Genomic DNA, 25,479 nt, shown 5'->3' with positions numbered 1-25,479 from the left:
CTTATCCCTCCAGCCGGTAGCCAAGGCCCCGGATCGTGCGGATGGCGAACCCGAATTTATCCCGGGGAAACCGCTCGCGCAGACGGCCCACATGCACATCCAGCGTCCGCTCATTCCCTTCAAAATCATAACCCCAGATCTCTTCAATCAGCCGGTCGCGTGTCAGCGTCTGACCCGGATAGCTGGCGAGCTTGAACAGCAGCTCAAATTCCTTAAGCGGCAGCGTAATATCGCCATGCTCGGATACAACCTCATATGTTCTGCGGTTCATCCGCAGGCTCCCTACGGTAACGCTCTGGGCGGCAGAAATTTGGTACCGCTTCAGCAGCGCCTTCACTCTGGCGATCAGTACGGGCGGCTCGAACGGCTTGACCAGATAGTCGTCAGTACCAAGCTCGAAGCCTTTGACAATCTGTGAGGTTTCACCTTTGGCTGTCAGCATCAGGATCGGGAAGTCATATTGCTTGCGCAGCTCCCGGCACAGCTCCCAGCCGTCCATATTCGGCATCATGACATCAATAATCGCCAGATCGGCCGGGGTCTCTTCGAGCAGCCGCAGCGCCTCCAGCCCATCGGAGGCACTCAGCACTTCTTCCATGCCTTCAGCTCTCAGAAAGACTCCCACCAATTCGCGGATGTGCGGATCGTCGTCCACTACCAGTATTTTGGCCATTTCCTGTAGAACCCTCCTCTATCACTCTGCCCTGAAGCTCCGGGGTATTCATCTGCAGCTGCTGCTCGGCAAATTCACGGTACAGCTCATGATCCCGCAGCAGCTCTTCATGTGTTCCCTTGCCGGTTATCCGGCCCTTCTCCATAAATATAATCTGGTCCGCATTGACGACTGTAGCCAGTCTGTGGGCAATGACAATCGTGGTCCTGCCCTGCATCAGATTGCCCAATGCCTTCTGTACAACGGCTTCCGACTGGCTGTCCAGACTGGACGTTGCCTCATCGAGCATGAGAATCTTCGGATCGCGCAGCAGCGCTCTGGCAATGGCGATCCGCTGCCGCTGTCCGCCGGACAGCTTCACTCCGCGTTCGCCGACGTCCGTATTGTACCCGTCCGGAAGCTCTGCAATGAAGCCGTCAGCATATGCCATGGCCGCAGCACGCTGCAGCTCCTCCTTACTGATCTCGCGGTCCAGTCCATATCCCAGATTCTCGGCAATCGTTCCGGCCAGCAGCGGACTTTCCTGCGAGACATAACCGATCCGCTTACGCCAGGATTTCAGGGAGAACATCGATACCGGCTTGCCGCCCATCCGGATAACACCGCTCTGCGGCTCATAGAATCGTTCCAGCAGCGAGAACAGCGTCGTTTTACCGCCGCCGCTTGGACCGACAATCGCTGTCACCTGGCCCGGCAGCATCGTGAAGCTTATCTTGTTCAGCACTTTGTCTCCCGTTTTGTATCCGAAGCTGAGGTCTTCCACATCGATTGGGCCTTCCTCGCTGCCAGCCTCTTCTACACCTTCATACACTTCTTCCTCTGCCGCAAGCGTCTCGATAATCCGCTCCGAGGCACCTTTGGCCTTCTGAAGCTGCGTGAAGAATTGAGTCAGCTGGGTCAGCGGCATAATAATCTGGATCAGATACAGAATGAAGGCCACCAGCTCACCGGCGGTCAGAACCCCCGAGGACACCTGCATTCCGCCATAACCGATAATCACCACAAGCAGCATCATGAAGACGAAGGAGACCAGCGGGCTGATCATCGCGCTGATTTTGCCCTCACGGATGCCGAAGGACAGCAGGTTCATAATTCCGCTGCGTCCGGCTTCATATTCCTTCTGCTCGGCTCCCGAGGATTTAACCAGCCGGATTTCAGACAATACACCGCTAAGTGTGGCGGTGAAGGAGGCTGTCTCATCTTGTGTGCCTTTTGATATTTTGTACATCTGCCGGCCCAGCGGTACCAGAATCAGCGCGGACAGCGGGAGGACGGTGAACAGTACCAGCGTCATTTTCCAGTTCAGGAAGAGCAGGACAGAGATTGAACCGACAATGGAGATCACGCCGGTAAAGAGGCTAGCCAGATGCTCCGAGATCAGTGTCTTGAGAATTCCCGTATCATTGGTCATCCGGCTGACGCTTTCACCTGTCCGGTTCTCATTGTAATAGGACACAGGCAGCACAAGGAATTTGCGCCACAGCCGGTCCCTAAGTCCGGCGACAATCTTCTGCCCGACCGCATTCAGCAGATATATCGAGACGCCGCCGGCAAGGGTCTGTGCGATGAAAGCTCCGGCAATTCCGGCAATCTGCAGCTTGCTGACGGAAGCCAGCGAGAAGCCGTCGACCAGGTTCTTCGTGAACATTGGAATAACAAGACCCACTAGGGTCGAAATCATACTAAGGCCAAGAGCCAGAGCCAGCAGCATGTAGGAGGGTTTAGTTTCGTGCAGCAGCTTCAGGAACGGCTTCATCGCGGCTCCCTGCTTTTGCGGTGCTTGAGTGTTCTTCATGGTTAATCCCCTTTTCCGGCGGATAGATGTCAGGAACAGCTGATGTTCCGCTTCCGCCTTCCAACCTAGAATAACTGTGCTTTGTAAACTGAAATTAAACTGTTAATTTACCATTGATTTGTAATTCCCTATATAAGTTGGTTTGTATCCCTTTTCAACAAATGTTACAGTGATAGAAGCGGCAGCTTCTGCCGTTCTAAGGATTCAAGGCATCTGGCGGGAAAGGAGTGCAAAGTTTGCGGGAGAACCTCGATAAGCAGCTGTCTTTCACCTCTCTTAAATGGTTCAACTTCTTCGTATATGGAACGGTCGTCCTGTTCACCAGCTTCTTTCCGCTATATCTTCAGATCATGGGAATGAATAAGCTGGAGATCGGGAGCCTGATGTCGGTAGGTGCGCTCGTCTCTATTATTGCCAATCCCTTCTGGGGTATCTGGAGTGACCGTTATCAGAATATCCGGCGGATTGTCCTGGTCATGCTGACCGGCACGCTGGTCTTGTCCCAGCTAGTCTTTCAGGCGAATACATACGAGATGATATATATTTCTATTCTGTTCTTCTACTTCTTCCAGGGGCCGCTGTTCGCCCAGAGCAATACCATGATCCTCAGCTATATCGACGGTACCAGCCAGCGGTTCAGCTCATACCGGCTCTGGGGATCGTTAGGCTGGGCGTTTACTGCCATACTGGCCGGACCCGTGATTGAATGGGCCGGTGTTTCCGTGCTGTCTTATCTCTTTGCAGCACTGCTGTGCGCAGCGATGATTGCTCTGATCGCTATGCCGAAGCTTGATCATTCGATCGGAATCGCCCCCTTGCCATTCAGGGGACTGCGTCAGATCTTCTATAACCCGTTCTTCCTCTGCTTCATCCTCTTCGGCATTCTGGTCTCTATCCCGAATACGATGAATAATACCTTTGTGTCACTGTACATCACAGAGCTGGGGGGAAGCAAGACCATGATTGGGCTGGCCGTGTTCCTCTCTTCCATTCTGGAGATGGGAGTGCTGCTCTTGTGCAATTATATTCTTAAACGTAAAATCTCTGTACTGCTGGCCTCTCTCACGTTCGTCAGCGCCCTGTTCTTCCTGCGCTGGTGGATGATGGCCGATGCGACCACTCCACTACAGGTTGCCCTCATTCAGGTGCTGCACTGCATTACCTTCGGCGGATTCTTCTATGTCGGCACCCAGCTTACTATGCTGCTTGTTCCAAGGGCTTACCGGTCCTCGGGACAAGCACTCTACACGCTTACGTGGAGCGGAATATCCGGCATCCTCGGCGGCGTGCTCGGCGGCTGGATGTATCAGAATCTCGGCGTGCAGACGATGTATCAGTCCGGTGCGCTTCTCGCCCTGTTCGGCACCATCGGCTTCGGCCTGATGTGGCTCTTCTTCATCCGCGGCGGCTACCGGCCTCCGGCTGATCCCGAAGACGGAGCGGCAGAGGAGTAGCGATGGGACCAGAGGTGGGCGGGACCGTTCGATTCACAGCACACAGCAAACAGGCTTGGCTTCCCGGACGGGAGGCCAAGCCTGTATTCATTCATGGAGAGTCTAGCCTTGTTTGGGCTGGAAAGAGCTCTTCAGGGAAACCACCAGATTGAATACCAGATGCTCCGGTGATGAATATTTGCTGTCTACATTAAAGTAACCATGGCGGAAGAATTGGAACTTGTCCTGCGGCACGCTGTCCTTCAGGCCCGGTTCGACGAAGCCCTGGATGATCTCGATCGATTTCGGGTTAAGCTGATCCAGGAACGTAGGCTCCGGCTTGCTCTCAGCAACTTCCAGTCCTTCGATTTCGGCTTCGGTCTCAGCCTCTTCGGCGGAGATCAGCGGCTCATAGAGGCGGAATTCTGCCGGTACCGCCTGGCTCGCATCGACCCAGTGCAGCGTTCCCTTGACCTTGCGTCCGGTGAATCCGCTGCCGCTCTTCGTTTCAGGATCATAGGTGCAGTGCAGCTCAATAACTTCTCCGTTCTCATCCTTGATGAACTCGTTGCACTTGATGAAGTAAGCATTCTTGAGCCGCACCTCGTTGCCGGGGAACAGGCGGAAATACTTATTCGGCGGAACTTCCATGAAGTCATCGCGTTCAATATAGATTTCCCGGGAGAACGGAATCTGGCGGTTACCCATTTCTGGGTTCTCCACATTGTTCTCAATCTCGAAATACTCGGTTTCGCCTTCAGGATAATTCGTAATAACTACCTTCAGCGGTCGCAGCACAGCCATGGTCCGGGGTACCGTCAGCTTGAGGTCTTCACGGATGAAATGCTCCAGCATCTGCAGGTCTACGAGGCCCTGGCTCTTGGAAATGCCTGTCTCATGCACGAAGCTGCGGATTGCTTCCGGGGTATACCCGCGGCGGCGCAGTCCTGATATCGTCGGCATGCGGGGATCATCCCAGCCGTCGACATGGCCTTCATCCACCAGCAGCTTCAGCTTGCGCTTACTGGTAACGGTCTGGGCCAGATTAAGGCGCCCGAATTCATATTGATGCGGCGCAGCCGGCATCTCGCATTCTGCTACAACCCAGTCATAGAACGGGCGCTGATCCTCGAACTCCAGCGAACAGAGAGAGTGGGTAACATGCTCGATCGCATCTTCGAGCGGATGCGCGAAGGTATACATCGGATAGATGCACCATTCATCGCCTGTATTGTGGTGATGAGAGTGAGAAATTCGGTAAATGACCGGATCACGCAAATTGATATTCGGAGAGGACATATCGATTTTGGCGCGCAGCACCTTCTCGCCGTCCTTGAATTCGCCTGCCCGCATGCGGTGGAACAAGTCCAGGTTCTCATCGATACCGCGTTCACGGTAAGGACTGTTCTGCCCCGGCTCCGTCAGCGTTCCCCGGAATTCACGGATCTGCTCTGCCGTGAGATCATCGACATAAGCTTTGCCCTTCTTGATCAGCAGTTCGGCCCGCTCATACATCTCCCCGAAATAATCCGAGGCGAAACGCAGCTCTTCCCATTCATATCCGAGCCACTTCACATCTTCCTGAATGGAGTTCACATACTCCGTGTCTTCCTTGACCGGATTGGTGTCATCGAATCTCAGATGGGTCTTGCCGCCGAATTCATCAGCCAGTGTAAAGTTAATCCAGATCGCCTTGGCATGTCCGATATGTAAATAACCGTTCGGCTCCGGCGGAAAGCGGGTGACCACTTCCTTAACCTTGCCCGAGCGGAGATCTTCGGTAATGACGTTCTTAATGAAATTGGAGGGTGTACCCTGGTTCTCCACAATGATCAACCTTTCGTTCTGTATTATTACTACTTCCTTGTATAAACATGTTTCCTATTAATATACCCGTTAGGCAGGGAATGTTCAATAAAAGTTAAACAGAAACGGCATTCCTGTCCCTGATGTACAACGTATCTGTCCCGGTGAAACTAAGGCGCCAATAAGATCCCGCAGCGATAAAACTGCATCTTTGACTTCTCTCCCGGCGATAGAGTAGCATGGATCATATAGGATTACCGAGAAGAGGAGGGTACCCATGAAACCGATCAAACTGCCCAAAGAGCAGCGGGAATTGATCACCGAGAATATCCGCGCATACTTCGAAGCCGAACGCGGGGAAACGATTGGCCATCTGGCAGCAGATAGTCTGCTGGAGTTCTTCCTGAACGAGCTTGGGCCGGCTGTCTACAACGGGGCACTGAGTGACTGCCGGACACTGGCCTCACAGCGCATGCAGGCGCTGGAGGAAGATATCTACGCTCTGGAGTGGAAAAAGCGTTAGGGCAGAAGCTTATACCTTACGCCGCAGAGGGGGAAGCCAAATGTTTAATTATGTCATTGATGAAGAGCTGAAGCTGAAGCTGCTTATGCCTGAGCATGCCCGCCATATGTACGCCCTGGTCGAGCGCTCGCGCCACCGGCTCAGGCAGTGGCTGCCTTGGGTGGACGGCGTAGCCGAGCAGGCCCACCTGACTACTTTCATCAAGAATGCCGTGAAGCAGGGCAGTGACAATGGCGGCTTCACGGCCGGACTGTGGGTCCGGGAGGAATTGGCCGGGATCATCGGGTATCACGAGATTGACTGGCATAACCGGTCTGTCGGTATCGGCTACTGGCTGGGTGAAGGCTATGAAGGCAACGGCTACATGACCAGCGCCTGCCGGGTATTCGTGGATTATGCCCTGCTGGAGCTGGAGCTCAACCGTGTAGAGATCCGCTGCGCCACGGGTAACACGGCAAGCAGGGCCATTCCCGAGCGGCTCGGATTCATCTTCGAAGGCGTGATCCGCGAGGCGGAGAAGCTGCCCGCAGGTTATGTGAACCACGCAGTCTACGGTCTGCTGCGCAGCGAATGGAAGCTGCTGGGCTGACAGCAAGGCAGCATCAGGCATTTGGCAGCATGTTATTATGCACATTTATACACAGCATAAGCCAGAACCCCCGGAGGCATAACATAAGCCCCGGGGGTTCTGGCGTACCGTCTTTCCATGGTATTGCTCCGGTCTAGTTCTCCGCTGCCGCAAGCCAGCCCCGGAATTTCTCCCGGATGCCGGCCGTGAGGCTGTCCAGCCCGGCTAGCTCGGCTAGTCCGGTCTTATCCTTGCGCCCGTGCTCCATCGAGTACAGCACCTGCTTCACAGGGAAATGGCCCGCTCCGCTCTCCCGCTTAATAATCCGGTCACCGGATGCAATCCTGCCTTCACGCAGCACGCGGAAATAGAACCCGCTGTAACCGGTGGACAGCACCCGCGCAGGCATATCCGCCGGTCCATGCTTCTGCGAGAGCTTGAAGCAGGGGAAGCGCGGCTGGCTTACCTGCAGCAGTGCCGTACCAATCTCAAAGACATCCCCGATGCACACCTCGGTCTCCAGAAGTCCGCTCACTGTGATATTCTCACCGAATGCGGAGTAGTCCAGCTTCCGGCCAAGCAGCTCTTCCCAGTAGGCATAATGCTCAACCGGATAGACGCAGACGGCCTTGTCGGGGCCCCCGTGGTTTACCAGATCCGCTTGCCCGTCCCCGTCGAAGCCTTCAGCATGAAGCACCAGCGGGCCGTGGACCGGCAGCTTGTAGATTCCCGTTTCCAGCGGTTTGCCGCGGTAATCCACGGTCTTCGGCTTGCCTACATTTAGTGAGACGACTTCCATCTTGATTCCTCCTAGTCCAGCATGCAGCTCATGAATACCTCATCTACATATCTTCCGCCCAGATAGAACTCCTCCCGCAGCCGTCCCTCCTCCTCGAATCCGCATTTGCGGTAGAACGAGAGTGCCGGTGTATTGCAGGAGAGCACACGCAGGCGCAGCTTACGGATTCCATTCTCTGCAGCATGGCGCTTGATCTCCGCGATCAGCCGGCTGCCTACACCCAGGCGCTGGAAGCGCGGATGTACGGCAATATTAACCTCGCATACATGGCGGTTGCTCTCCATTCCGCTGGGACAGCCGAAGCCGACATACCCGCATAGCTCCCCGTCCTGCAAGGCTACAAGCTGGGAGCCGGGCGGTGCATGCAGCAGATAATCCTCCCGGGAGCGCCACATCAGCGGACCGGGTGTTGTCTCCTCTGTCCAGATCATATTATCGAGAATGATCAGCTCACGGGCATCCCTGATTTCAGAGGGACGGATGGTGAAAGCCGAATCCCTGTTTAGTTGTTGCATAGCTTCTACACCCCTTGCCTTGCTAAGCAGATAATAAAAGGATTAGTTACAGCGCAGCCGTTTATGCAGCATTACCCCGGAGCTTCACGCTCCCGCGGTTAACGTAGGCATGGACCGCGAAGAATCCCACGGACAGAACCGCCATCCCGCAGGCCAGCCAGCCTGTCGGCGCAAGGCCGCCTCTGTCGAATTGAATCCCCATCAGATACGGGCCGATAACCCGGCCGACCGCGCCGATACCGCCGCTAAGCCCGAGATAGAAGGGCGCACTGCGCTGGGCATGCTCCGAGATGAAGGATGGCATGGCCGGAGAGATCAGCATCTCACCCAGTGTAGCCAGCACCATCGCCAGCAGCATGCCCGGGTAGCTCGGCATGAACAGTATAACCGCATACCCGCCCAGATAGAATACGGCGCTTGCTGTCATCTGCGCAGTAGAAGTCCCTGCGAACCAGCGTTTGATCAGACTGACCAGCGGCTGCGCGGCAAAGATAAGTACGCCGTTCAGCGTCCAGAGGAAGCCGTATAACTGCTTCGACCAGCCTTCTGAAATAATAAACGGCGATACTCCGGTATTCCAGATCGAATTGCCGATCAGCAGAAACATCGAACCAATAGCCATGTACAGATAAATCCGCGTATGCCCCAGCAGCTTCCAGCCTGACGCTTCCCCCTGCGGGTGTTTCTTCTGTATTGTCTCATGGGACGGCGACGGTGCTGTCCCCACCCTGCGCAGATAAACAAAGAAGAATCCGGCAAACACCGCCGAAGTCACACCGTTCAGCACAAAGCTCAGCATATAATTGCCCAGGAATCCGCTCAGTGCGGTACCCAGTGCTACCCCGATATTGTTCGAGACATAGACGATATTGAACAGCTCTCCGCGCTGCTCCGCGAACCGGAAGCCGATAAAGGCCTGAATAGCCGGCAGAGACAGAGAGTTGAACAACCCCATCAGGCCCATAACTATAATGAATATACTCCAGCTGCCGCTTGCCCAAGGAAGAGCAAACAGGGTCAGCGCGTTCATAGCCAGTGCTCCGACAATCAGGCGGTTTACCCCTACCTTGTGATACAAAGATCCGCCCAGCAATTGCCCGGCAATCCCCCCGAGGGATTGAACCAGCAGAACAATTCCCGCATCTTTCATACTGCGTCCCAGCTCATCAAATACATACATCGTAACCAGCGGCCACATCAGCGCACTGCCGGTTGCATTAATGAGACTGGCAATCAAGAACACTTTGACTTCCTTCGGATAGGCCTGCAAAAATCTCATAACTTGTCTTTCATCCCCTGTAACATAGGTGTCATTAATCCATCCAGTATCATCTGAAAACAGGATGACGGGCAAGTTCTCGCGTTAACGCTTTATCGCATAGCATCATTGAATTCACTGCTGCGAAATTCCCAATCACTTCCCGCCTGCCGTGCTATTTATATTCTATAACTGCAGCTTCTGCACGTAAAGAAAATAGGTGGAAATGACCTGATTCGTTCCCCGCAGGCCAGGGTAATAGTGCATATGAAACACTCCCTATTTATTCGCCGTGAATCCGATTTCGTTCCCCCGAGTCGGATATGCACGGCGAATTTTGTTTTGCCCTGAAGTTATTCCAGGCAGAGCCGGGCTAACAAAAAACACTCCCTTTCTCTCTGCGATTCCCAAAAACAGGGTGCCGAGAAGCCAGGAAGTGCTGGGGCCAAACTATTGAACATGCCGGTCATTACCGGCGGATTTTGAATTAAGCGTGTTTCTTCACACCTGCAGCGGAGATTCCTTCAACAGCCGTTACAGCTGCCGGCTCCTTACGCAGGTAAGCCATCCAGTAAGCCGCTGCGACGAAGATCGCGCCGCCCGTAAGATTGCCCAGCCATACCGGGGCAAAGTTGGCGAAATACTGCGCCCACGTGAAATGTCCTTCGAAGATGGCAGCAGGGATAAGGAACATGTTAGCTACAACGTGCTGGAAGCCGATGGCTACAAACGCCATTGTCGGGAACCAGATACCGAGGATTTTGCCGCTGAAATTATCTGCTCCATAGGAGAGCCACACTGCCAGCGCCACGAGCCAGTTACAGCCGATCCCGGAGATAAAGGCCTGCAGGAAGGTCGCATCAATCTTGTGCTCAGCCATACTCACCAGCTTCTCCAGATACACCCCGTCCGATGTAAGGCCAACGACATGACCGAAGAAATAAGCAACGAACAAGGCTCCTGCCAGGTTGCTGAGTGTAATCAGCACCAGGTTCTTAATCACTTCCCAGAACGAAATCTTCTTCGCAATAAAAGCAAGCGGCACCGCCATCATGTTGCCTGTCAGCAGCTCGCCTCCGGCAAGCAGCACCAGTATCAGCCCTACCGGGAATACCGCAGCTCCGATGAAGTTAGCGATGGACCCCCACTCGGCAGGCGCACCGGCAATGACACGAATATCCAGCAAAAATCCGAGCGCGATAAACGCTCCTCCCAGGAAACCAAGAATAAGTACAGTGCTGAGCGGATTGTGCGCTTTCTTGACTCCGTTCTCTACCGTTACTTCGGCGATCCCCTGCGGTTTGTTATAAGCCATGATTCCTATCCCCTTCTAATTACTTAAAATTTGTTCCTTTATGCCATTGTAACGTGATCACAATCACATTAACGTGATAAAAATCACTCTCAGAAAACCTAAGTGAAAGTTTTCACTGACATGTCAAATTTACCATAAAAGGTTAGGCGGCGGAATATTTTTCTCATTCGGACCCGGAATTAATAGTTAAAACCATAAAAAAAAGGAGCCCTTAACGGGCCCCGGCGAAATCAGGCGTGATTAGACATGCACTGGTTCTTTAACGGCAACTGCCTTGGGCAGTGCCTGAAGTCCTGCAGTGTTCAGGAAGTTCCAAGGCTTGTTGTAGTGCGGCTGGAAGAAGAAATCAATGAAGGCCAGCTGGTCCACGGTCATTTTATTCTGAATACAAACCGATACGGTATTGATCGACTGCGTCAGATCCATCTTGGACATAATCTGTGCCCCAAGAATGCGGCGGGTCGCACGTTCGAATACGACTTTTACCTGAACCTGCTCGAATGTCGGCATAAACTCCGGACGGTAGTTGTCAATCAGCATAACACTTTCAGCATCCATACCTTCGGCTTTGGCGGCATCCTCGGTAAGTCCGGTTCCGGCAATATTGTCTTCATAAATCTTGATGCCTGATGTTCCCTGCGTACCCATATAAGGAATCGTATTCGAGACCAGATTGCGGGCTACCAGTGTCCCCATGCGTACAGCGTTCGTGGCGAGCGGAATATAGGCATGTTTACCGGTCGGGTTGTAATGAATCGCACAGCTGTCACCAGCGGCATATACATCCGACAGGCTGGTCTGCATGTAATCGTTGACCATAATAGCGCCGTTCGGAAGCATATCGACTTGACCCTTGAGCAGCTCTGTATTCGGACGGAAGCCGATGCAGAGAATGACCAGATCGGTTTCATGCTCTCCCTTGCTTGTAATGACCTTAGTCACTTTGCCGTTCTCTCCGGCGAATGCTGCAACCTTCTCTCCAAGCGCAAGTCTGATGCCGTGCTCTTCAAGAGATTGTTGAATCGGAGCCGTGAATTCTTCATCGAGATATTTACTCAGAATGCGGTCTTCCCCGTCGATCAGGGTAACTTCCTTGCCGTTCATCTGAAAAGCTTCAACCAGCTCAACGCCGATATATCCGGCTCCGACTACTGTAATTCTTTTCACCTTCTGCGCTTGTTCAATAATGGTGTTGGAGTGATTATAATTCTTCGAGAGCAGAATCCCCTCCAGCTCTATACCTTCCAGCTTAGGCACAATCGGCCATGAGCCTGTTGTCATAATCAGCTTGTCGTACGTATCTTCAAATTCTTCACCTGTAGCGAGGTTGCGGGCCTTCAATGTTTTGCGGGCGGTATCCACATTCGTCACTTCATGGCGCATCTTCGTTTGCACACCCAGTGCTGCAAGCTGTTCCGGGGAAGAATAGAACAATCCCTGCGGGTCCTTGACGACTCCCCCTACGTAAAGCGCAATGCCGCAAGACAAGAACGATATGTTATCGTTGCGCTCGTAAACCGTAATCTGGGCATCCGGGTACAGCTGTGCGGTATTAACAATTGCGGCGGTTCCGGCGTGTGTACATCCAATGACTGCTACTTTCATGATTTCTTCCTCCTCCAATTTACAAGCCTGTTTCTCTGTAGTTGTGATTAATTTCACTTTATACACTGATTATATTGTGATATTTATCACATTACAAGCACTTTTGTGAATTTTCTCACATTGTTCACAATTTCAATTTTTAATTATCTGCTGAATTTCTTTTCTTCTTGCATTAGTTTTCCCCGCCAGTAGGACATTATGTCTGTCAGCAGCAGGAAGCAGCAGGAAGCAGCGTTAGGGTGTGAAACTGTATAAATTCTAATCTTTGCAGCAAAAAAAGCCCCACTACACCGCAAACCTTCTGCGGAACAAGTGAGGCTCTATCTAATGGATGGCTGCCGCCTGTATGCGGCCAAAAAACCGTTTATTCCAAACCGGAGATCACACCATCTTCATCGACCAGCAGCCCTTCTGCGGCCGGTTTGGCGGGAAGGCCCGGCATCGTGACAATGTTCCCTGTGATGACTACTGCAAAACCTGCGCCAAGAGACAATGTAATGTCCCTGACACCCATGGTGAAGCCTTCCGGTGCTCCAAGCAGCCTCGGCTGATCCGAGAAGGAATATGGCGTTTTGGCCATACAGACCTGAAGCTGGTGCAGGCCCAGCCTGTCAATAACAGCCAGACTGCGTTTGGCTGCCGGGGAGAAGGCCACTTCTGCGCCATGGTAGATTTCGGTGACGATTTTATTGATTTTGGACGGAATGTCCAGGTTGTCTTCATACAGCGGCGCGAACTTTACGGCCTCTTCCCGGTCCAGCAGCTTCTTCAGCTCCTGCGCCAGTTCCTGCCCGCCTGCGCTTCCTTCAGCCCATACCTTGGATACCGCAGCAGGCACACCCAGCCGGCGGCAGGCCTCCAGCACCTCGTTAATCTCCGCCGGGGCATCCCCTTCAAAGTGATTGAGGGCAACGAGTACAGGCACACCGAATTTACCGAGATTCTCAATATGGCGCTCCATATTGGATAATCCGGAGAGCAGCGCCGCCCGGTTGCCGGCATACAGCTCTTCCTTGCGGACACCTCCGTTATATTTCAGTGATTTCACTGTAACCACCAGTACTGCGGCAGAAGGGGTCAGGCCGGCCTGGCGGCATTTAATATCCATGAACTTCTCAGCACCAAGGTCTGCGCCAAAGCCCGCTTCAGTCACTACCACGTCTCCCAGCTTCAGAGCGTACCGGGTTCCGATTACACTGCTGCAGCCGTGGGCAATATTAGCGAAGGGTCCGCCATGCACAATCACGGGCGTGCCTTCAAGCGTCTGCACCAGATTAGGCTTAACCGCTTCCTTGAGCAGTGCAGTCATTGCTTCAACCGCTCCGATGTTCTTCGCGGTTATTGGCTGTCCCAGTTGGTCATATCCAACCAGCATCCGGCTCAGCCGTTTCTTCAGATCCGCGAGGTCATTGCAGAGGCACAGCACAGCCATAATCTCAGACGCCGTCGTGATCTGGAAGCCGCTCTCCCGCACCGTCCCGTTCCCGTCGCCAAGACCGGTCACTATATTCCGCAGACTGCGGTCATTCATATCCATCACACGTTTCCATACTATCCGCTGCGGGTCCAGGTTCAAGGCGTTGCCCTGAAAAATATGATTATCGATCATCGCGGAGAGCAGGTTATGCGCGGAGGTCACCGCATGGATATCCCCGGTGAAATGCAGATTAATCTCGTCTGCCGGAACAATCTGCGCCTTGCCTCCGCCGGTTGCGCCGCCCTTCATGCCCAGGCAGGGTCCAAGCGAAGGTTCACGCAATGCCGCTACCGTCTTGATCCCCGCCGCATTCAGCGCCTGGGCTAATCCGATGGTTGTCAAGGTTTTGCCTTCACCCGCCGGTGTAGGGTTAACTGCCGTAACCAGGACCAGCTTGCCGTCCGGTTTGTGCTTCAGCTCCGCCCACAGGGACGGCGACAGTTTGCTTTTATATTTACCGTACAACTCCAGATGCTCTTCATTGATCCCTGCTGCCGATGCTACCTCTGTTATTAACCTCATGCCTTTATGAAACCCTCCTGCCGTTATTATCCTGCATCCCATAATTCTTTATGCAATCTCCGTAGATGAGTGAAACATTCCTCTTCAAAGGATACAGTGTCTCTGAAAAGATTCAAGGATAATTTTCATACTGGGGATACTTCCGTCTCTACAGTCAAGCAGAAACCGCTTGCTTAGATATCAAAAAAACTCCCGGACAGGGTGCGGGTGCACCCCAATCCGGGAGCGGACTATTTTGTGACAGCTATCCTTACTTACTTCAGCAGCGATTCAATAAGGTCCTTCATGCTCTCCGGTGATTCCTTCGGCTCCACACGCGCCACCACATTGCCGCTGCGGTCTACCAGAAACTTCGTGAAGTTCCACTGGATATCGCTGCTCTCCCCGTCACCCGGCTGCTGACCCTTCAAATATTGGAACAGCAGGCTTGCCTCTGGCCCATTCACATCTACCTTGGCAAACACCGGGAAAGTAACGCCGTAATTGATCTGGCAGAAGGCTTCCGCTTCCTCACTTGTACCCGGCTCCTGGCCGGCAAACTGGTTGCAGGGGAATCCCAGCACAACAAGCCCTTGATCTCCGTATTGTTCGTACAGCTTCTGTAAATCTCCGTATTGCGGGGTAAGCCCGCACTTGCTGGCCGTATTGGCGATCAGCAGCACCTTGCCCTCATAGTCCTTAAACGGCACTTCTGTACCCGAAGGTGTGACTCCGGCAAAACTATAGATCGACATCCTGCTTCGCTTCCTTTCGGCTGTATATTCGTATTTACCCTGGCGGCTTATAGAGTCCATGCCCTTATGCAGCTTATGCATCACTGCGAGCATTCCTCTTTATTTTATCCTATTGGCAGCGTGATACAAAATTTCAGGCTCCGAATGCGGTGCGGGTGGCAGCTGCAGGGATAATCGTTAAGTGAGCAGCCCATTTGGGGCTACATTGTACTCGGTTTTTCGCATACGTTGGGCTCGTTAGCCTCCGCTGTGACACATTGTACTCGGTTTTTCGCATACATTGGGCTCGTTTGCCCCCGCAGTGACACATTGTACTCGGTTTTTCGCATACGTTGGGCTCGTTAGCCTCCGCAGTGACACATTGTACTCGTTTTTTCGCATACAGTGGGCTCGTCTACCTTCTCAGTGACACATTATAATCGGTTTTTCGCATACGTTGGGCTTGTTAGCCTCCGCAGTGACACATTGTACTCGTTTTTTCGCATACAGTGGGCTCGTTTAGGTTCGCAGCCAGCCCACTTTGGGCGGATTCAGGTACTTTTATGCCCTTCATCTTCATTTCTCAACGGGCCCTGGAAAGCTACCCTCTTCGCGTCAGCCCGCAGGCTTCAGCAATAAGCCGGAGAGATGTCAGCTTATCCTCAAAGCTGTGAATATGTGATGAAATCATCAGCTCCCCGCATCGATATTCTTCCGCCAGCGCCTGCAATTGCTCTCTGACTTCAATCGGCGATCCTACGACCATCCGCTTACGGTTATCCTTAATGGAGAACCTGTCATAAGGTGTATATGTATAATTCATAGCAGTTTCTACAGAAGGAGTGGCGGTGGAGAGATGCTCTTTCTCCAGCAGCACCAGCGACAGATCCATGCTGGCGGCCAGGCGGTCCGCTTCCTCAGAGGTCCCGGCACAGACGGCAAAAACTGCCACCAGCGATTGTGGCGTTGCAGCAGCACGGGATGGGGCGAAGCTATCCGCATACTCCCGCACCGCTTCCGCTCCCCCGTTCCCGTTGATAAACCGCGCGAAGGCATACCCGGTCCCCAGCCGGGCCGAGAGCGCCGCACTGGCACTGCTTGAACCCAGCAGCCAGATTTCCGGCGCTGTACTCACGGCAGGTGTAGCCTGCAGTCCGGCATAGCGGTGCGGAGGTTCCGCAGCCCCAGTCTCATCATTCAGATAAGCAATAAGTTCCTTAAGCTGCTGCTCATAACGGTCTATATCCTCAGGATTCACACGGTTATCCTGCAGCGCCCTGGCGGACAGCGCACCGCCGCCTGCTGCTCTGCCCACACCCAGATCGATCCGCCCGGGATACAAGGCCTCCAGGACGCGGAAGTTCTCAGCGACCTTGTAAGCACTGTAATGCGGGAGCAGCACAGCTCCTGAGCCGATGCGGATCTCCGAAGTTACAGCAGCCAGATGAGCCATCAGCACCTCCGGACTGGAGCCGGCCAGTCCGGGCGCCGCGTGATGCTCTGCAACCCAGAAGCGGTGATACCCGAGTCGCTCAGCTTCGCGGGCCAGCAATACTGTCTGGGCCAGTGCCTCCGCAGGCGTGCTCCCTTCAGACACCGGCGATTGATCCAGAATGCTTAATTTCATATAGGAGCAGCTCCAATGGGTTTGAATTTTCAACTTCGGCGGGAACATCTATATTGGTCCAGTCCATTATATCACCGGATATATCCCCGGAATCAGTCAATCTGAGCATCCGTCTGCATTGCCGACCATAAACAGATACAAGGCAGAAGGAGGGGCAGCAGATACAGAAACAACGGGCACTGGCCTCTTCAAGGCGGCACCCGTTGTCTGCTGCTTCTTAATGCTGTACCATCTTCACCAGCATATGCGCCAGCCGGTGGCGCTCTTCTTTGTTTCCGGCCTTCCACAGTTCCAGCAGCAGCTTCTCCTCACTGTTGCGGGGCTCTTCGTACGCCGCCAGATAATCGGCGATTTTCTCGGCAGCCACAGCCAGCTGCTCATCGCTGAGCCCGATTTTCTGCGCCAGTTGGATGCGCTTTCCCAAGTAGCTTTTGAAATCCTCGAAATTGTTCAGGATCAATTCCTTCTGCCCCGGCTCAATCCGGTCCAGCGCATCGTTCACCCGGTGCATCGTCACACTTCCGTCCTTGCTCACCACATGATTATGTTCAGACATACAGAACACCTCCCATTTATTAGTGTGCGGTTTCCCACTAATTAACCAGAGGTCCCGCGGGTGAACCAAACGAAGCCCGCCGAAGGATATAGGAGGATTGATCGTCATCCCGTGGACACACCGCTTTCCTGCGCAAACAGAAACCTGTCAGCACTCTCATGGCCCGGGCTGTCAGTGACGCGGACTGAGAATCCCTTATTCGGGAAGAACGGCCGTATTTGCAGATCAAGCGGACTCACAATCCCTTATATGTCCACAGATCCTCATTTCAGGCAAAAATACATAAGATAACGGAATCTCAGTCCTCTTCGGCGCCAATATGATGATTAACGGAGAAATAAGCGCTTCTCAGTCCGCTTACGTCAGGCTCAGCCATTCAACTATATAAACCGCAATTTAGCAACAACCCTACAAGAATAAACCGCAATACAGTAACAACCCTACAAACTACCATTCAGCCGCTGTGTGGGACTGGATGAATACATCAATTCCATAAACTTGATTCGTTGCCGGCAGAATGGAGAATCTTAGGAAGCACTGTAGGTGTAAATGTTGTACGTTCTGCAACTTTGATTCCTTGATAGCAGGGTGTTCGAGAGGATTGTTGTAGAAAATACAAGAATAATTCTGCTAAGCCGCTTGAACACAGTGAAATCCTGCCTTTTATACAACATTTCTGGATTTGCGCCGATAGAATGAGGGAAATGTTGTATTTTGGGCAGGATTTTGTATAAAAGTTTGTATAAAGCTACTCTGTTTCTGCCACAAATAGCTGATGAATCGAGGAATTCCAACGATTACCACGGAAAATACTGCAAATACTGCAAATACTCAAATACGTAAATGTGGCAACTACGGCAACAGCAGACGCCCGGAGGTCCAACTATTCACAAAAGACCCCGTGAACCACGGGGCCGGCTGTACATCGATTTCACATTAATTCGACACCGGAACGGCATCATAATATTCTTCGAGGGTAATTCCTCTCTCCGATACGGACGCGGCGATCTCCTTGCCTACATACCGGACATGCCAAGGCTCATAAATATATCCGGTGATCGCCTGCTTGCCTTCGAGGAACCGGATAATATATCCGTACTCAGCGGCATGATCCGCAAGCCATTCTGCTTCCTTCGTACCGGCAAAGCAGCTTTCGGCCGCACATTTGCCGTCACTGCCGGACAGATCAATCGCCAGACCCGTCTGATGCTCGCTGTGTCCGGGCAACGCACTGTAGGTACGGGCTTTCTCTTCGCCGTCCCGGGCTACATAGTTATTGAACAGCCTTCTCTGGGTCGCTTCCGAACGGTAGCCGGATACACCAGCCAGATAAATACCGTCCTTCTTCGCTCCGGCAAACATCTCCTCCAGCGCCGTGGCAGCTTCACGCCGCAGCATCCGCTTCTCGATCTTCTCCGAGAATATAAAAGGCACATCAGGGTAGACCAGATCGGCCGGCTTATATTTATCAGGCAGTCTGTACTGCTTATTAACCATAACCGCGATGCTCTCCGGTTCGGCGGCAACCATCTCTGCATCACCATTACTGCCGGAATCCGTAGCTGCGGGCTTATCCGTAGGGGCAGGCTTGTCCGTTGGTTCCGGAGTCCCGGCCGCATTATTCTCCCCGCTCGTTGAATCCGCAGGCGCCTCTGTTACAGCCGGTGTAGGCTCAGTCCCCGTATTGTTGCCGGAGCCCTGCTCCTGGCCGTCCGGCTCTGCGCTTGGCAGTGCCGAAGTCTCCGGCGCCGTACCCGGCCCGGCCCCGAGATCGGTACCTGTATTTATATTCGTTCCGTCTTCCCGGGAAGCGGACGGGCTAGTATACTTCCCGATTCCCCAGCCGACAGCAATGACAACGATGAACAAGATGACAATCTTGGTGGTTCTGGACATATGCGGTTTCGTTCCTCCTAGAAGTTCTGTATTCTTTCTAAAAGCTTAGTTACATTATTAGACAGGCTGAAGGGCCGAAATGTTTCAGTCCGGGCTGATAAATGTGCACCAGCCCCTAACACAAATATTACCATAGAACAATTAGCCGATACGCTAACTGCCCTATGGTAACAAGTTTCACTTATGAATGTAAAGCGCCTTTATCTGGATGAGCCGCGTCCGCCGCGTGAACCGCCGCCGGAGCCGCCACTGCGTCCGCCGCGCGATGAGGTTCCGCCGCTGCTGCGTCCGCCCGAGCTGAAGCCGCCTTTGCCGCCCTTGGAGCCGCCGCCGGCGCTATAACCGCCGCGTGAGCCGCCGCCTTTGGTAGCGGGCGCGCCTGAGCCGCCGCCTTCATTGCTTCGGGCTACATGCGCCCGGAATTTCGGGCTCGACTTCGCGCCGCCCGGGTTGTACCCGGCACCGGAGCCGGCGCCCTTCGAAGCACCATAGCTGAATCCGCCGGCATCCGCGCCTCTGGACACATTGGTGCTGTAGCCGCTGCTCGGGCCGCCGCTTCTGGCGCCGCCGCCCTTATTGCCGCCGCGTCCGCCTGCGGCATTCGCTCCAGCCACATAACCCGGAGCCGGGCTGCTGTCGCCGCCGCTGGCGAAGGCGCCGTAGCCGCCGCCCGGTCTTGGCTTCGCCGCGCTCTTGCCGGCGGAGTCGCCGCCCCGCGGAGCCGCAGCCGCGCTGTACGCGCTGCGCTTGCCGCCACCGCCTGCCGCGTCCTTACGGCTGCGGCTTCCGCCTTCCGCAGGCGCACCCCAGCCGCCTGCTTCCTTGCCGCCGCGTCCGCGTCCGCCCGGACGCCCTGCGGCTTCCGCGCGCGGAGCACCGCCGCTGCGTCCCTGCCCGCGGCCGCCGCGTCCAGCGCGCGCCGCTTCAGGCGCTGCGTTCTGCCGCCCGCCGCGCGGCGAGCCGCCGCCTTGCACAGAGGTGAATTCGCCAACGCCGAATTCATCCTTCTCGTACCGGCGGCGGTCCAGCCGCTGGGAGATGCCGTGCTCGATCAGTTCGAGCCCGGCGCGTTCACGCGGCGAAGAGAACGTGATCGCAAGGCCTTTGCCTCCGGCGCGGCCCGTGCGGCCGATCCGGTGAATATAGCTGTCCGCATCCAGCGGAAGATCGTAGTTGAAGATGTGGGTAATGCCTTCCACATCAAGCCCGCGGGCTGCCACATCCGTAGCAACCAGCAGCTGCAGCTTGGCATCGCGGAACCGCTTCATAACCGCTTCGCGTTTGCCCTGCGATAAGTCGCCGTGCAATTCGTCGCAGTCATACCCGGCCGCCTGCAGTGCTTCGTTCAGCTTGATGGCCCGGCGTTTGGTCCGGCAGAAGATGATCGCCAGGTACGGGCGGTCCCGCTCGATTAGGGAGATCAGCGCCTCTTCCTTATTGCGGTCAGAGCATTCCACTACCTGCTGGCGGATATTGTCCAGCGGAATTGGAGAGCCACTCTTGATAATGATATCCAGCGGTTCTTTCATATAATTCGCAGCCAGTCGTTTGATCGGGTCCGGCATTGTCGCAGAGAACAGCATCGTCTGGCGGCGGTAAGGCACAGCCGTAATGATCGTCTCTACATCCTCCAGGAAGCCCATGTGCAGCATCTGGTCCGCTTCATCCAGCACCAGCATCTTCACGCCGCCTAAGTCCAGCGTCTCCCGGCGCAGGTGATCCAGCAGCCGTCCCGGCGTTCCGATAATCAGATGTCTGCCGCCTTCCAGCTTGCGGAGCTGTTTCTCCACATCCTGTCCGCCATAGACTGCCAGAATCTTCACTCCCGTATGGCGCGCCAGCTTGCGCGCTTCTTCGGTAATCTGCAGCGCAAGTTCACGCGTCGGCGCGAGAATAAGCGCCTGCGGATAAGCCGCCTCTACCCGGATTTTGTCCATAATCGGCAGCAGGAAAGCCAGTGTCTTCCCTGTTCCCGTCTTGGCACGGGCGATAACATCGAGACCCTCTACCAGCGGCGGAATCGCCTCTTCCTGCACCGGCGTCGGCTTCACGATTCCCTGCCCCTTGAGCAGATCGTTTAGTACTTCTGAAACTCCTAATTCTTTAAAACCCGGCAATTGCTCCACCTCACTATTTTCCCTAAGTTTTCACTTCATAACTTATATTCATCCATTTATCGGAGTAATGTACGCATTCACAAGGCTTGGCCTGCGGCATAAGCCCGTTATCAGGCGGCAACGGCTGCACCGTCCTGCATAGTGTGCTGTGCCAGGACAGCCAGTCCAGATATCGCTCTCAGGTATCCGTATCAAACAAAAGCGGAAGAACCCCGTTGCCGGAGCCCTTCCGTTCCACTGGCCCGCAAGGCTGCAGTCGAAGTTCGGTTTCTGGGGCAGCAGCGATCCACCGGACATTCAGACGGCACTCCATTTGCGTTCCATTACACTTTAATTTTGGGCAAGTTATCTTTATATATTGTACTTGATTTCGCGCCGCTTGTGTGCATCTGCGGAAGAATAATTATTTCCCGGGACTTATCCCGCTAGAATCTTCCTGATTTGAATATCGAGAACAGCAGCCATATAATCATCAGCATAGCGATGACGGAGCCGATCTCCACGATGGGGAAATCCCAGAGCAGCGAAGGCTCACCGCGCAGAGAGGAAGCAACAATCAGACCGGCCATAATAATGCTGAAGGCCAGCAGTACGATACTGAAGGAGAGCCGGTTGCCGACCCGGCTGAACTTGTGCTCCAGATTCTGGAGCTCAGGTACCCCAATCTCCACCTTGAGCTTCCCCTTGCTGAGCAGTGCGGAGAGCTGCCGGGCCTGGGCAGGAAGCTCCACCAGACTCTCGGCAAGATCGGCTACTCCGCCGAGCAGCTTGCGCTGCAGCCGGCTTCCGCTGAAGCGCTGCTTCACCAGCTGCCTGCCGAACGGCTCGGCCATCTGCACTATGCTGAAGGCCGGGTCGAGGCTGGCGACCATGCCCTCCAGCGTCAGCATCGTCTTGCCCAGCATCGCGAGATCCGGCGGAATAACCAGCCGGTGCTTGCGGGCAATGCCGAACAGATCATTCAGCGCCTTGCCGATGCTGACCTGCTTGAACGGGATATCATAATACTGCTCCCGCAGCCGGTCCATATCATCATGCAGCGCCATCCGGTCGGCATCCTCCGGAATCACGCCCAGCCGCAGAATGGCCCGTACCATCGAATCGGTGTTCTTGCGCATCAGTGCGATCACGAGTGCGGACAGCCCGTCCTTCATTTCCTCGCTCAGCCGACCGACCATCCCGAAATCAATCAGAGCCAGCTTGCCGTCCTCCAGCACCATGACATTGCCCGGATGCGGATCGGCATGAAAGAAGCCATGGATGAAAATCTGGTTCAGCATCATCTCTACAAGCTGCTGGGCAATAGTCTTGAGCTTGACGCCCTTGTTCAGCAGCTCATCCCTGCGGTTCAGCGTAATTCCGTCCACGTATTCCATCGTCAGCACCCGTGTCGAGCTGAAATCCCAATAGATGGCCGGTATATATACATTATCCTGGGCAGTCAGATGCCCGGCTATACGTTCGGCATTGCGCCCTTCCTGGGCATAATCAAGCTCGGCCATCAGGGCGCGGGAGAACTCCTCGACCATCCGGGTTAATCCGTATTGCTTGGCCCAGTCCATCTTCCGCTCAGCCAGGACGCTTAGATCCAGCAGAATTTCAAGATCCCGGCTCATGGTCCGCATGACCCCGGGACGCTGAATCTTGACCGCTACACTCTGGCCGCCGTGCAGCACCGCCCGGTGCACCTGACCGATGGAAGCCGCAGCAAGCGGGTTGTTCTCGAAGTACTCAAAGACCGCATCCATATGCTGATCGAGTTCCTGCTCGATAATATTGCGGGCCGTCTCGGCCGAGAACGGCGGCACATTGTCCTGCAGCTTAATAAGCTCCTGTATAATCGAATCCGGCAGCAGATCGGAACGTGTACTGGCGAGCTGGCCCAATTTGACAAACGTTGGCCCCAGATCCTCCAGCACCCGGCGGATCCGCTCCCCGAGTGTTACGCTTTCGTGAACCTCCTGCGTAATAATCCGGCGCGGAAGGGACAGGAGATGATAGAGGCCCAGTTCCTCCACCATATAGCCGAAGCCATGACGCATCAGCGCCATGGCTATTGCCCGGTAACGGCCGGCATGTCTTATGCGGACTGCCATTTATTCCGTATGCGTTTCCGGCACGACATCCTCCTGGGTGCGGGGAGCCGTATTGCCCTCCAGCTCGGCCACGCGGCGTTCAAGCACAGCAATGCGCGATTCCAGTCCGGCAATGTCTCCTTGAACAGGCACCTTGAGCTCCTTCAGCACCTTCTGAACCTGCTCATGTACAGCTGCTTTGAAGGTACCGCGTTCTTCTTCACCGCGCTCCACCAGCCGGTCAACCAGTGCCTTGGATTCCGATGGCGCAAGCTCGCCCCGCTTGACGAGTTCATCTACGACCTTTTCAACCTTTTCCTTGCTGACAATGGTGAGGCCCACTCCTAAAGAGATTGCTTTCTTGAACAAATCACTCATGGTACTTCCCTCCCAAAGATTCCAGTTATGGTTAGAGTATACCCCTTAGCGGGCCAATTCACAAAATAACCCCACAAAGTGGGGCCAAATCTTCGATGATTACTCAGGTACTTTGCGGGGACCCCAAAATATATACTGTCTTTCACAAAAGTCCGGGTCTATCTGGGAATCCGTGCCGCCCAAGTGGCTGCGCCCAGAATCAGCTGGCGGACTGCCGGATGACGGAACGACGGCTCATGATGGCCGGGCATCAGATAGACAACCCGTCCCTGACCGTAGCTGTGGCACCAGGCCGCAGGCAGCATTTCCCCGTCCGCTTCATATTCAAGCAGAATCTTCTTATCGGTGAAGGGGTCGAATTCGAAACGGTACGGCTCTTCATCGAGCTGGAAATCCTCAATGCCTTCGGTAATATCATGTTCCCGCACCTTGAAATTCAGCGGTGCATAGGGAGGATGTCCGGTGAATCTGCCGCCGATCAGATGTGCCAGCTCATACCGCTTCGCCAGCGAAACACCGGTATGCAGGACAATCAGGCCGCCGCCCCCGCTTACATAACTCAGCAAACCCGCCGTCTGCTGGGGAGATACGGTTTCGTTCCATAATTCGTTATATGCAATGCAGAGATCATATCCTGCCAAATGCTCGCTTAACAGCAGCTTTTTATTCTCCGAGCACTGTACGGTCAGAAGATCATTCAGAATCTCGCTGACCTGCTTGTCTACGCCTTGCAGCGGGTGAAACCGCGGGTGGGTATAATCGCCAAGTAACAGGCATTTTCTCTTATCCATGGGTCTCCTCCTCCTTATTTCTTTATCTTTGTGGTGGAACGTTGCCTATTATTCTAAGTAAAACAGCCCCGGATGTCCATCGAATCGGCTGCTTTTATAGTAAGAAAACGCTAATCCGGGTTGTCCAAAAAGAATTCCCGTCCTGTACCGGACGGGAATTCCTGCTATGGGTGCCTGTGCAGCCCGGCTGGTGCTACCGGTTACCGGGAAGCCGCGATATAGCGGCCCAGCTCTACGAACATGCTGCCCATTCGTTCATGCTCCGGCATAATGATCCGTTTCACGCCCTCTTCCTTGAGGGCTTCGGAGGTAAGCCGGCCGACAGATACAGCCAGCACTTTATCCTCCAAAGCCTGAACGAGTTCTTCCAGCCTGCCCTGCTCCCGCGCATACTGCGCCAGGAAACGGAATTGCGGAGCACTTGTGAAGGCTACCGCGTTCACCCGGCCTTCTGTAATATCCGCCAGCAGCAGAGCCAGCGCTCCCGGCTCCGGCTGCGTGTACCGGTACGGCTGCACCCAGCTGACCTCTGCTCCCGCCTGCTCCAGCCACTGGACCAGATGCGGGGCAGACTCTCCGTGCAGCTGCAGTTTGACCCGCTTGCCCTGCAAATCCCAATCCTGCAAACCGCGGATCAGCCCTTTGGTGCTGCCGTCATCGTCGCGCACCACGGGCTCCAGCCCCCGCTTCTTCAAGGCATTGACTGTTTTATAGCCGCGCGCAGCAATAGGTGAAGCGAAGAGAACTTCCAGGAAGCGGTCCGCAAGCTCCAGCTTCGCGGCCATCTCGAATAATGCGTCGAGTCCCATTCCGGTCGTCAGAACTGCCAGGTCCGGCGGCTGGTCTGTCCAGGCCGTCAGCCCGTCACGCAGTGCAGCATCATCCAGAAATGAAGTCCCCTGGGCCGGACGGTGCAGCGCTGTCCCACCCATATTCTGTATCAGCTTGGCCATTTCTTCCGCCTTGCGCGGACCCGCCAGGGCAATGGTAATGCCCTTCAATTGCTCTGCCATGAATGCTTCTCTCCTTCGTCACCC

The 25,479-nt window shown here is 54.5% G+C and carries 21 protein-coding genes; 3 read left to right on the top strand and 18 right to left on the bottom strand.

All coding sequences use genetic code 11. The features are described 5' to 3' along the window. Window position 1: 1 nt before the first annotated feature. Together NYE33_RS06320 and NYE33_RS06315 are read right to left on the bottom strand one after the other, a co-directional pair. Window positions 2-673, bottom strand: coding sequence for a response regulator transcription factor (locus tag NYE33_RS06320; RefSeq protein ID WP_042140278.1), 672 nt, complete (start codon window positions 671-673; stop codon window positions 2-4). Beyond that, complete coding sequence (locus NYE33_RS06315) at window positions 603-2,468, bottom strand: ABC transporter ATP-binding protein (RefSeq protein ID WP_042140279.1); 1,866 nt, start codon at window positions 2,466-2,468, stop codon at window positions 603-605. Before NYE33_RS06315 ends, NYE33_RS06320 begins: the two co-directional genes overlap by 71 nt. Before the next feature lie 236 nt (window positions 2,469-2,704). Between NYE33_RS06315 and NYE33_RS06310 the strand changes: the two genes are divergently transcribed. Then, entirely contained in the window at window positions 2,705-3,922 is a 1,218-nt protein-coding gene (locus NYE33_RS06310; RefSeq protein ID WP_042140280.1) for an MFS transporter, read from the top strand. A 102-nt stretch (window positions 3,923-4,024) separates the two neighbouring features. Here the strand turns inward: NYE33_RS06310 and NYE33_RS06305 are convergent, their stop codons facing one another. Continuing rightward, window positions 4,025-5,737 (bottom strand): glutamine--tRNA ligase/YqeY domain fusion protein, encoded by a 1,713-nt coding sequence (locus NYE33_RS06305; protein WP_076247591.1) that lies wholly within the window; start codon window positions 5,735-5,737, stop codon window positions 4,025-4,027. Window positions 5,738-5,984: 247 nt separating this feature from the next. On the opposite strand from NYE33_RS06305, the gene NYE33_RS06300 reads away from it, so the two are divergent. Together NYE33_RS06300 and NYE33_RS06295 are read left to right on the top strand one after the other, a co-directional pair. Further along, window positions 5,985-6,230 carry a DUF2164 domain-containing protein gene (locus tag NYE33_RS06300; protein WP_039309139.1) on the top strand — a complete coding sequence of 82 codons (246 nt, stop codon included), beginning with the start codon at window positions 5,985-5,987 and terminating at the stop codon, window positions 6,228-6,230. A 40-nt stretch (window positions 6,231-6,270) separates the two neighbouring features. After that, complete coding sequence (locus tag NYE33_RS06295; RefSeq protein ID WP_039309141.1) at window positions 6,271-6,819, top strand: GNAT family N-acetyltransferase; 549 nt, start codon at window positions 6,271-6,273, stop codon at window positions 6,817-6,819. 133 nt (window positions 6,820-6,952) lie between these two features. On the opposite strand, the gene NYE33_RS06290 is transcribed toward NYE33_RS06295, so the two are convergent. The 15 genes from NYE33_RS06290 to NYE33_RS06220 all read right to left on the bottom strand — a co-directional run bounded on the left by NYE33_RS06290 (window position 6,953) and on the right by NYE33_RS06220 (window position 25,455). Further along, on the bottom strand, window positions 6,953-7,597 hold the full coding sequence (locus NYE33_RS06290) for an MOSC domain-containing protein (protein ID WP_341065147.1): 645 nt from the start codon (window positions 7,595-7,597) through the stop codon (window positions 6,953-6,955). 11 nt (window positions 7,598-7,608) lie between these two features. Beyond that, a complete protein-coding gene (locus NYE33_RS06285) occupies window positions 7,609-8,112 on the bottom strand; it encodes a GNAT family N-acetyltransferase (protein ID WP_039309145.1) in 504 nt (167 codons plus the stop codon). A 61-nt stretch (window positions 8,113-8,173) separates the two neighbouring features. Further along, window positions 8,174-9,391, bottom strand: coding sequence for an MFS transporter (locus NYE33_RS06280; RefSeq protein WP_076247595.1), 1,218 nt, complete (start codon window positions 9,389-9,391; stop codon window positions 8,174-8,176). A gap of 466 nt (window positions 9,392-9,857) precedes the next feature. Next, window positions 9,858-10,685: a formate/nitrite transporter family protein gene (locus NYE33_RS06275; RefSeq protein WP_039309150.1), complete on the bottom strand. Its 828-nt coding sequence runs from the start codon at window positions 10,683-10,685 to the stop codon at window positions 9,858-9,860. Between the two features lie 240 nt (window positions 10,686-10,925). Further along, window positions 10,926-12,290 carry an FAD-dependent oxidoreductase gene (locus NYE33_RS06270; RefSeq protein WP_341065143.1) on the bottom strand — a complete coding sequence of 455 codons (1,365 nt, stop codon included), beginning with the start codon at window positions 12,288-12,290 and terminating at the stop codon, window positions 10,926-10,928. 364 nt (window positions 12,291-12,654) lie between these two features. Then, window positions 12,655-14,289 carry a formate--tetrahydrofolate ligase gene (locus tag NYE33_RS06265; RefSeq protein ID WP_341065141.1) on the bottom strand — a complete coding sequence of 545 codons (1,635 nt, stop codon included), beginning with the start codon at window positions 14,287-14,289 and terminating at the stop codon, window positions 12,655-12,657. 254 nt (window positions 14,290-14,543) lie between these two features. After that, window positions 14,544-15,023 (bottom strand): glutathione peroxidase, encoded by a 480-nt coding sequence (locus NYE33_RS06260; RefSeq protein ID WP_039309160.1) that lies wholly within the window; start codon window positions 15,021-15,023, stop codon window positions 14,544-14,546. Between the two features lie 580 nt (window positions 15,024-15,603). Continuing rightward, entirely contained in the window at window positions 15,604-16,629 is a 1,026-nt protein-coding gene (locus NYE33_RS06255) for an LLM class flavin-dependent oxidoreductase (RefSeq protein ID WP_341065139.1), read from the bottom strand. A 217-nt stretch (window positions 16,630-16,846) separates the two neighbouring features. Next, window positions 16,847-17,185 (bottom strand): DUF3243 domain-containing protein, encoded by a 339-nt coding sequence (locus NYE33_RS06250; protein ID WP_042140287.1) that lies wholly within the window; start codon window positions 17,183-17,185, stop codon window positions 16,847-16,849. A 936-nt stretch (window positions 17,186-18,121) separates the two neighbouring features. After that, window positions 18,122-19,081, bottom strand: a complete 960-nt coding sequence (locus NYE33_RS06245) for a M15 family metallopeptidase (protein ID WP_042140288.1) — start codon at window positions 19,079-19,081, stop codon at window positions 18,122-18,124. 200 nt (window positions 19,082-19,281) lie between these two features. Then, entirely contained in the window at window positions 19,282-21,198 is a 1,917-nt protein-coding gene (locus tag NYE33_RS06240; protein ID WP_445669775.1) for a DEAD/DEAH box helicase, read from the bottom strand. A gap of 425 nt (window positions 21,199-21,623) precedes the next feature. After that, a complete protein-coding gene (locus NYE33_RS06235) occupies window positions 21,624-23,294 on the bottom strand; it encodes an ABC1 kinase family protein (protein WP_042140289.1) in 1,671 nt (556 codons plus the stop codon). After that, window positions 23,295-23,651, bottom strand: a complete 357-nt coding sequence (locus NYE33_RS06230; protein ID WP_039305489.1) for a phasin family protein — start codon at window positions 23,649-23,651, stop codon at window positions 23,295-23,297. A gap of 158 nt (window positions 23,652-23,809) precedes the next feature. Further along, window positions 23,810-24,442: a ThuA domain-containing protein gene (locus tag NYE33_RS06225; RefSeq protein WP_042140290.1), complete on the bottom strand. Its 633-nt coding sequence runs from the start codon at window positions 24,440-24,442 to the stop codon at window positions 23,810-23,812. Window positions 24,443-24,642: 200 nt separating this feature from the next. Continuing rightward, the gene (locus NYE33_RS06220; RefSeq protein WP_076247604.1) at window positions 24,643-25,455 is read right to left on the bottom strand and encodes a uroporphyrinogen-III synthase; all 813 of its coding nucleotides are present in this window, start codon (window positions 25,453-25,455) and stop codon (window positions 24,643-24,645) included. Window positions 25,456-25,479: the final 24 nt, after the last annotated feature.

It is taken from the genome of Paenibacillus sp. FSL R10-2199 (assembly GCF_038000235.1).
In the GTDB taxonomy this organism is placed as follows: domain Bacteria; phylum Bacillota; class Bacilli; order Paenibacillales; family Paenibacillaceae; genus Paenibacillus_AQ; species Paenibacillus_AQ phytohabitans.
The sequence above is the reverse complement of the archived record's forward strand: the minus strand, read 5'-3'. Positions and strand labels throughout refer to the sequence as shown.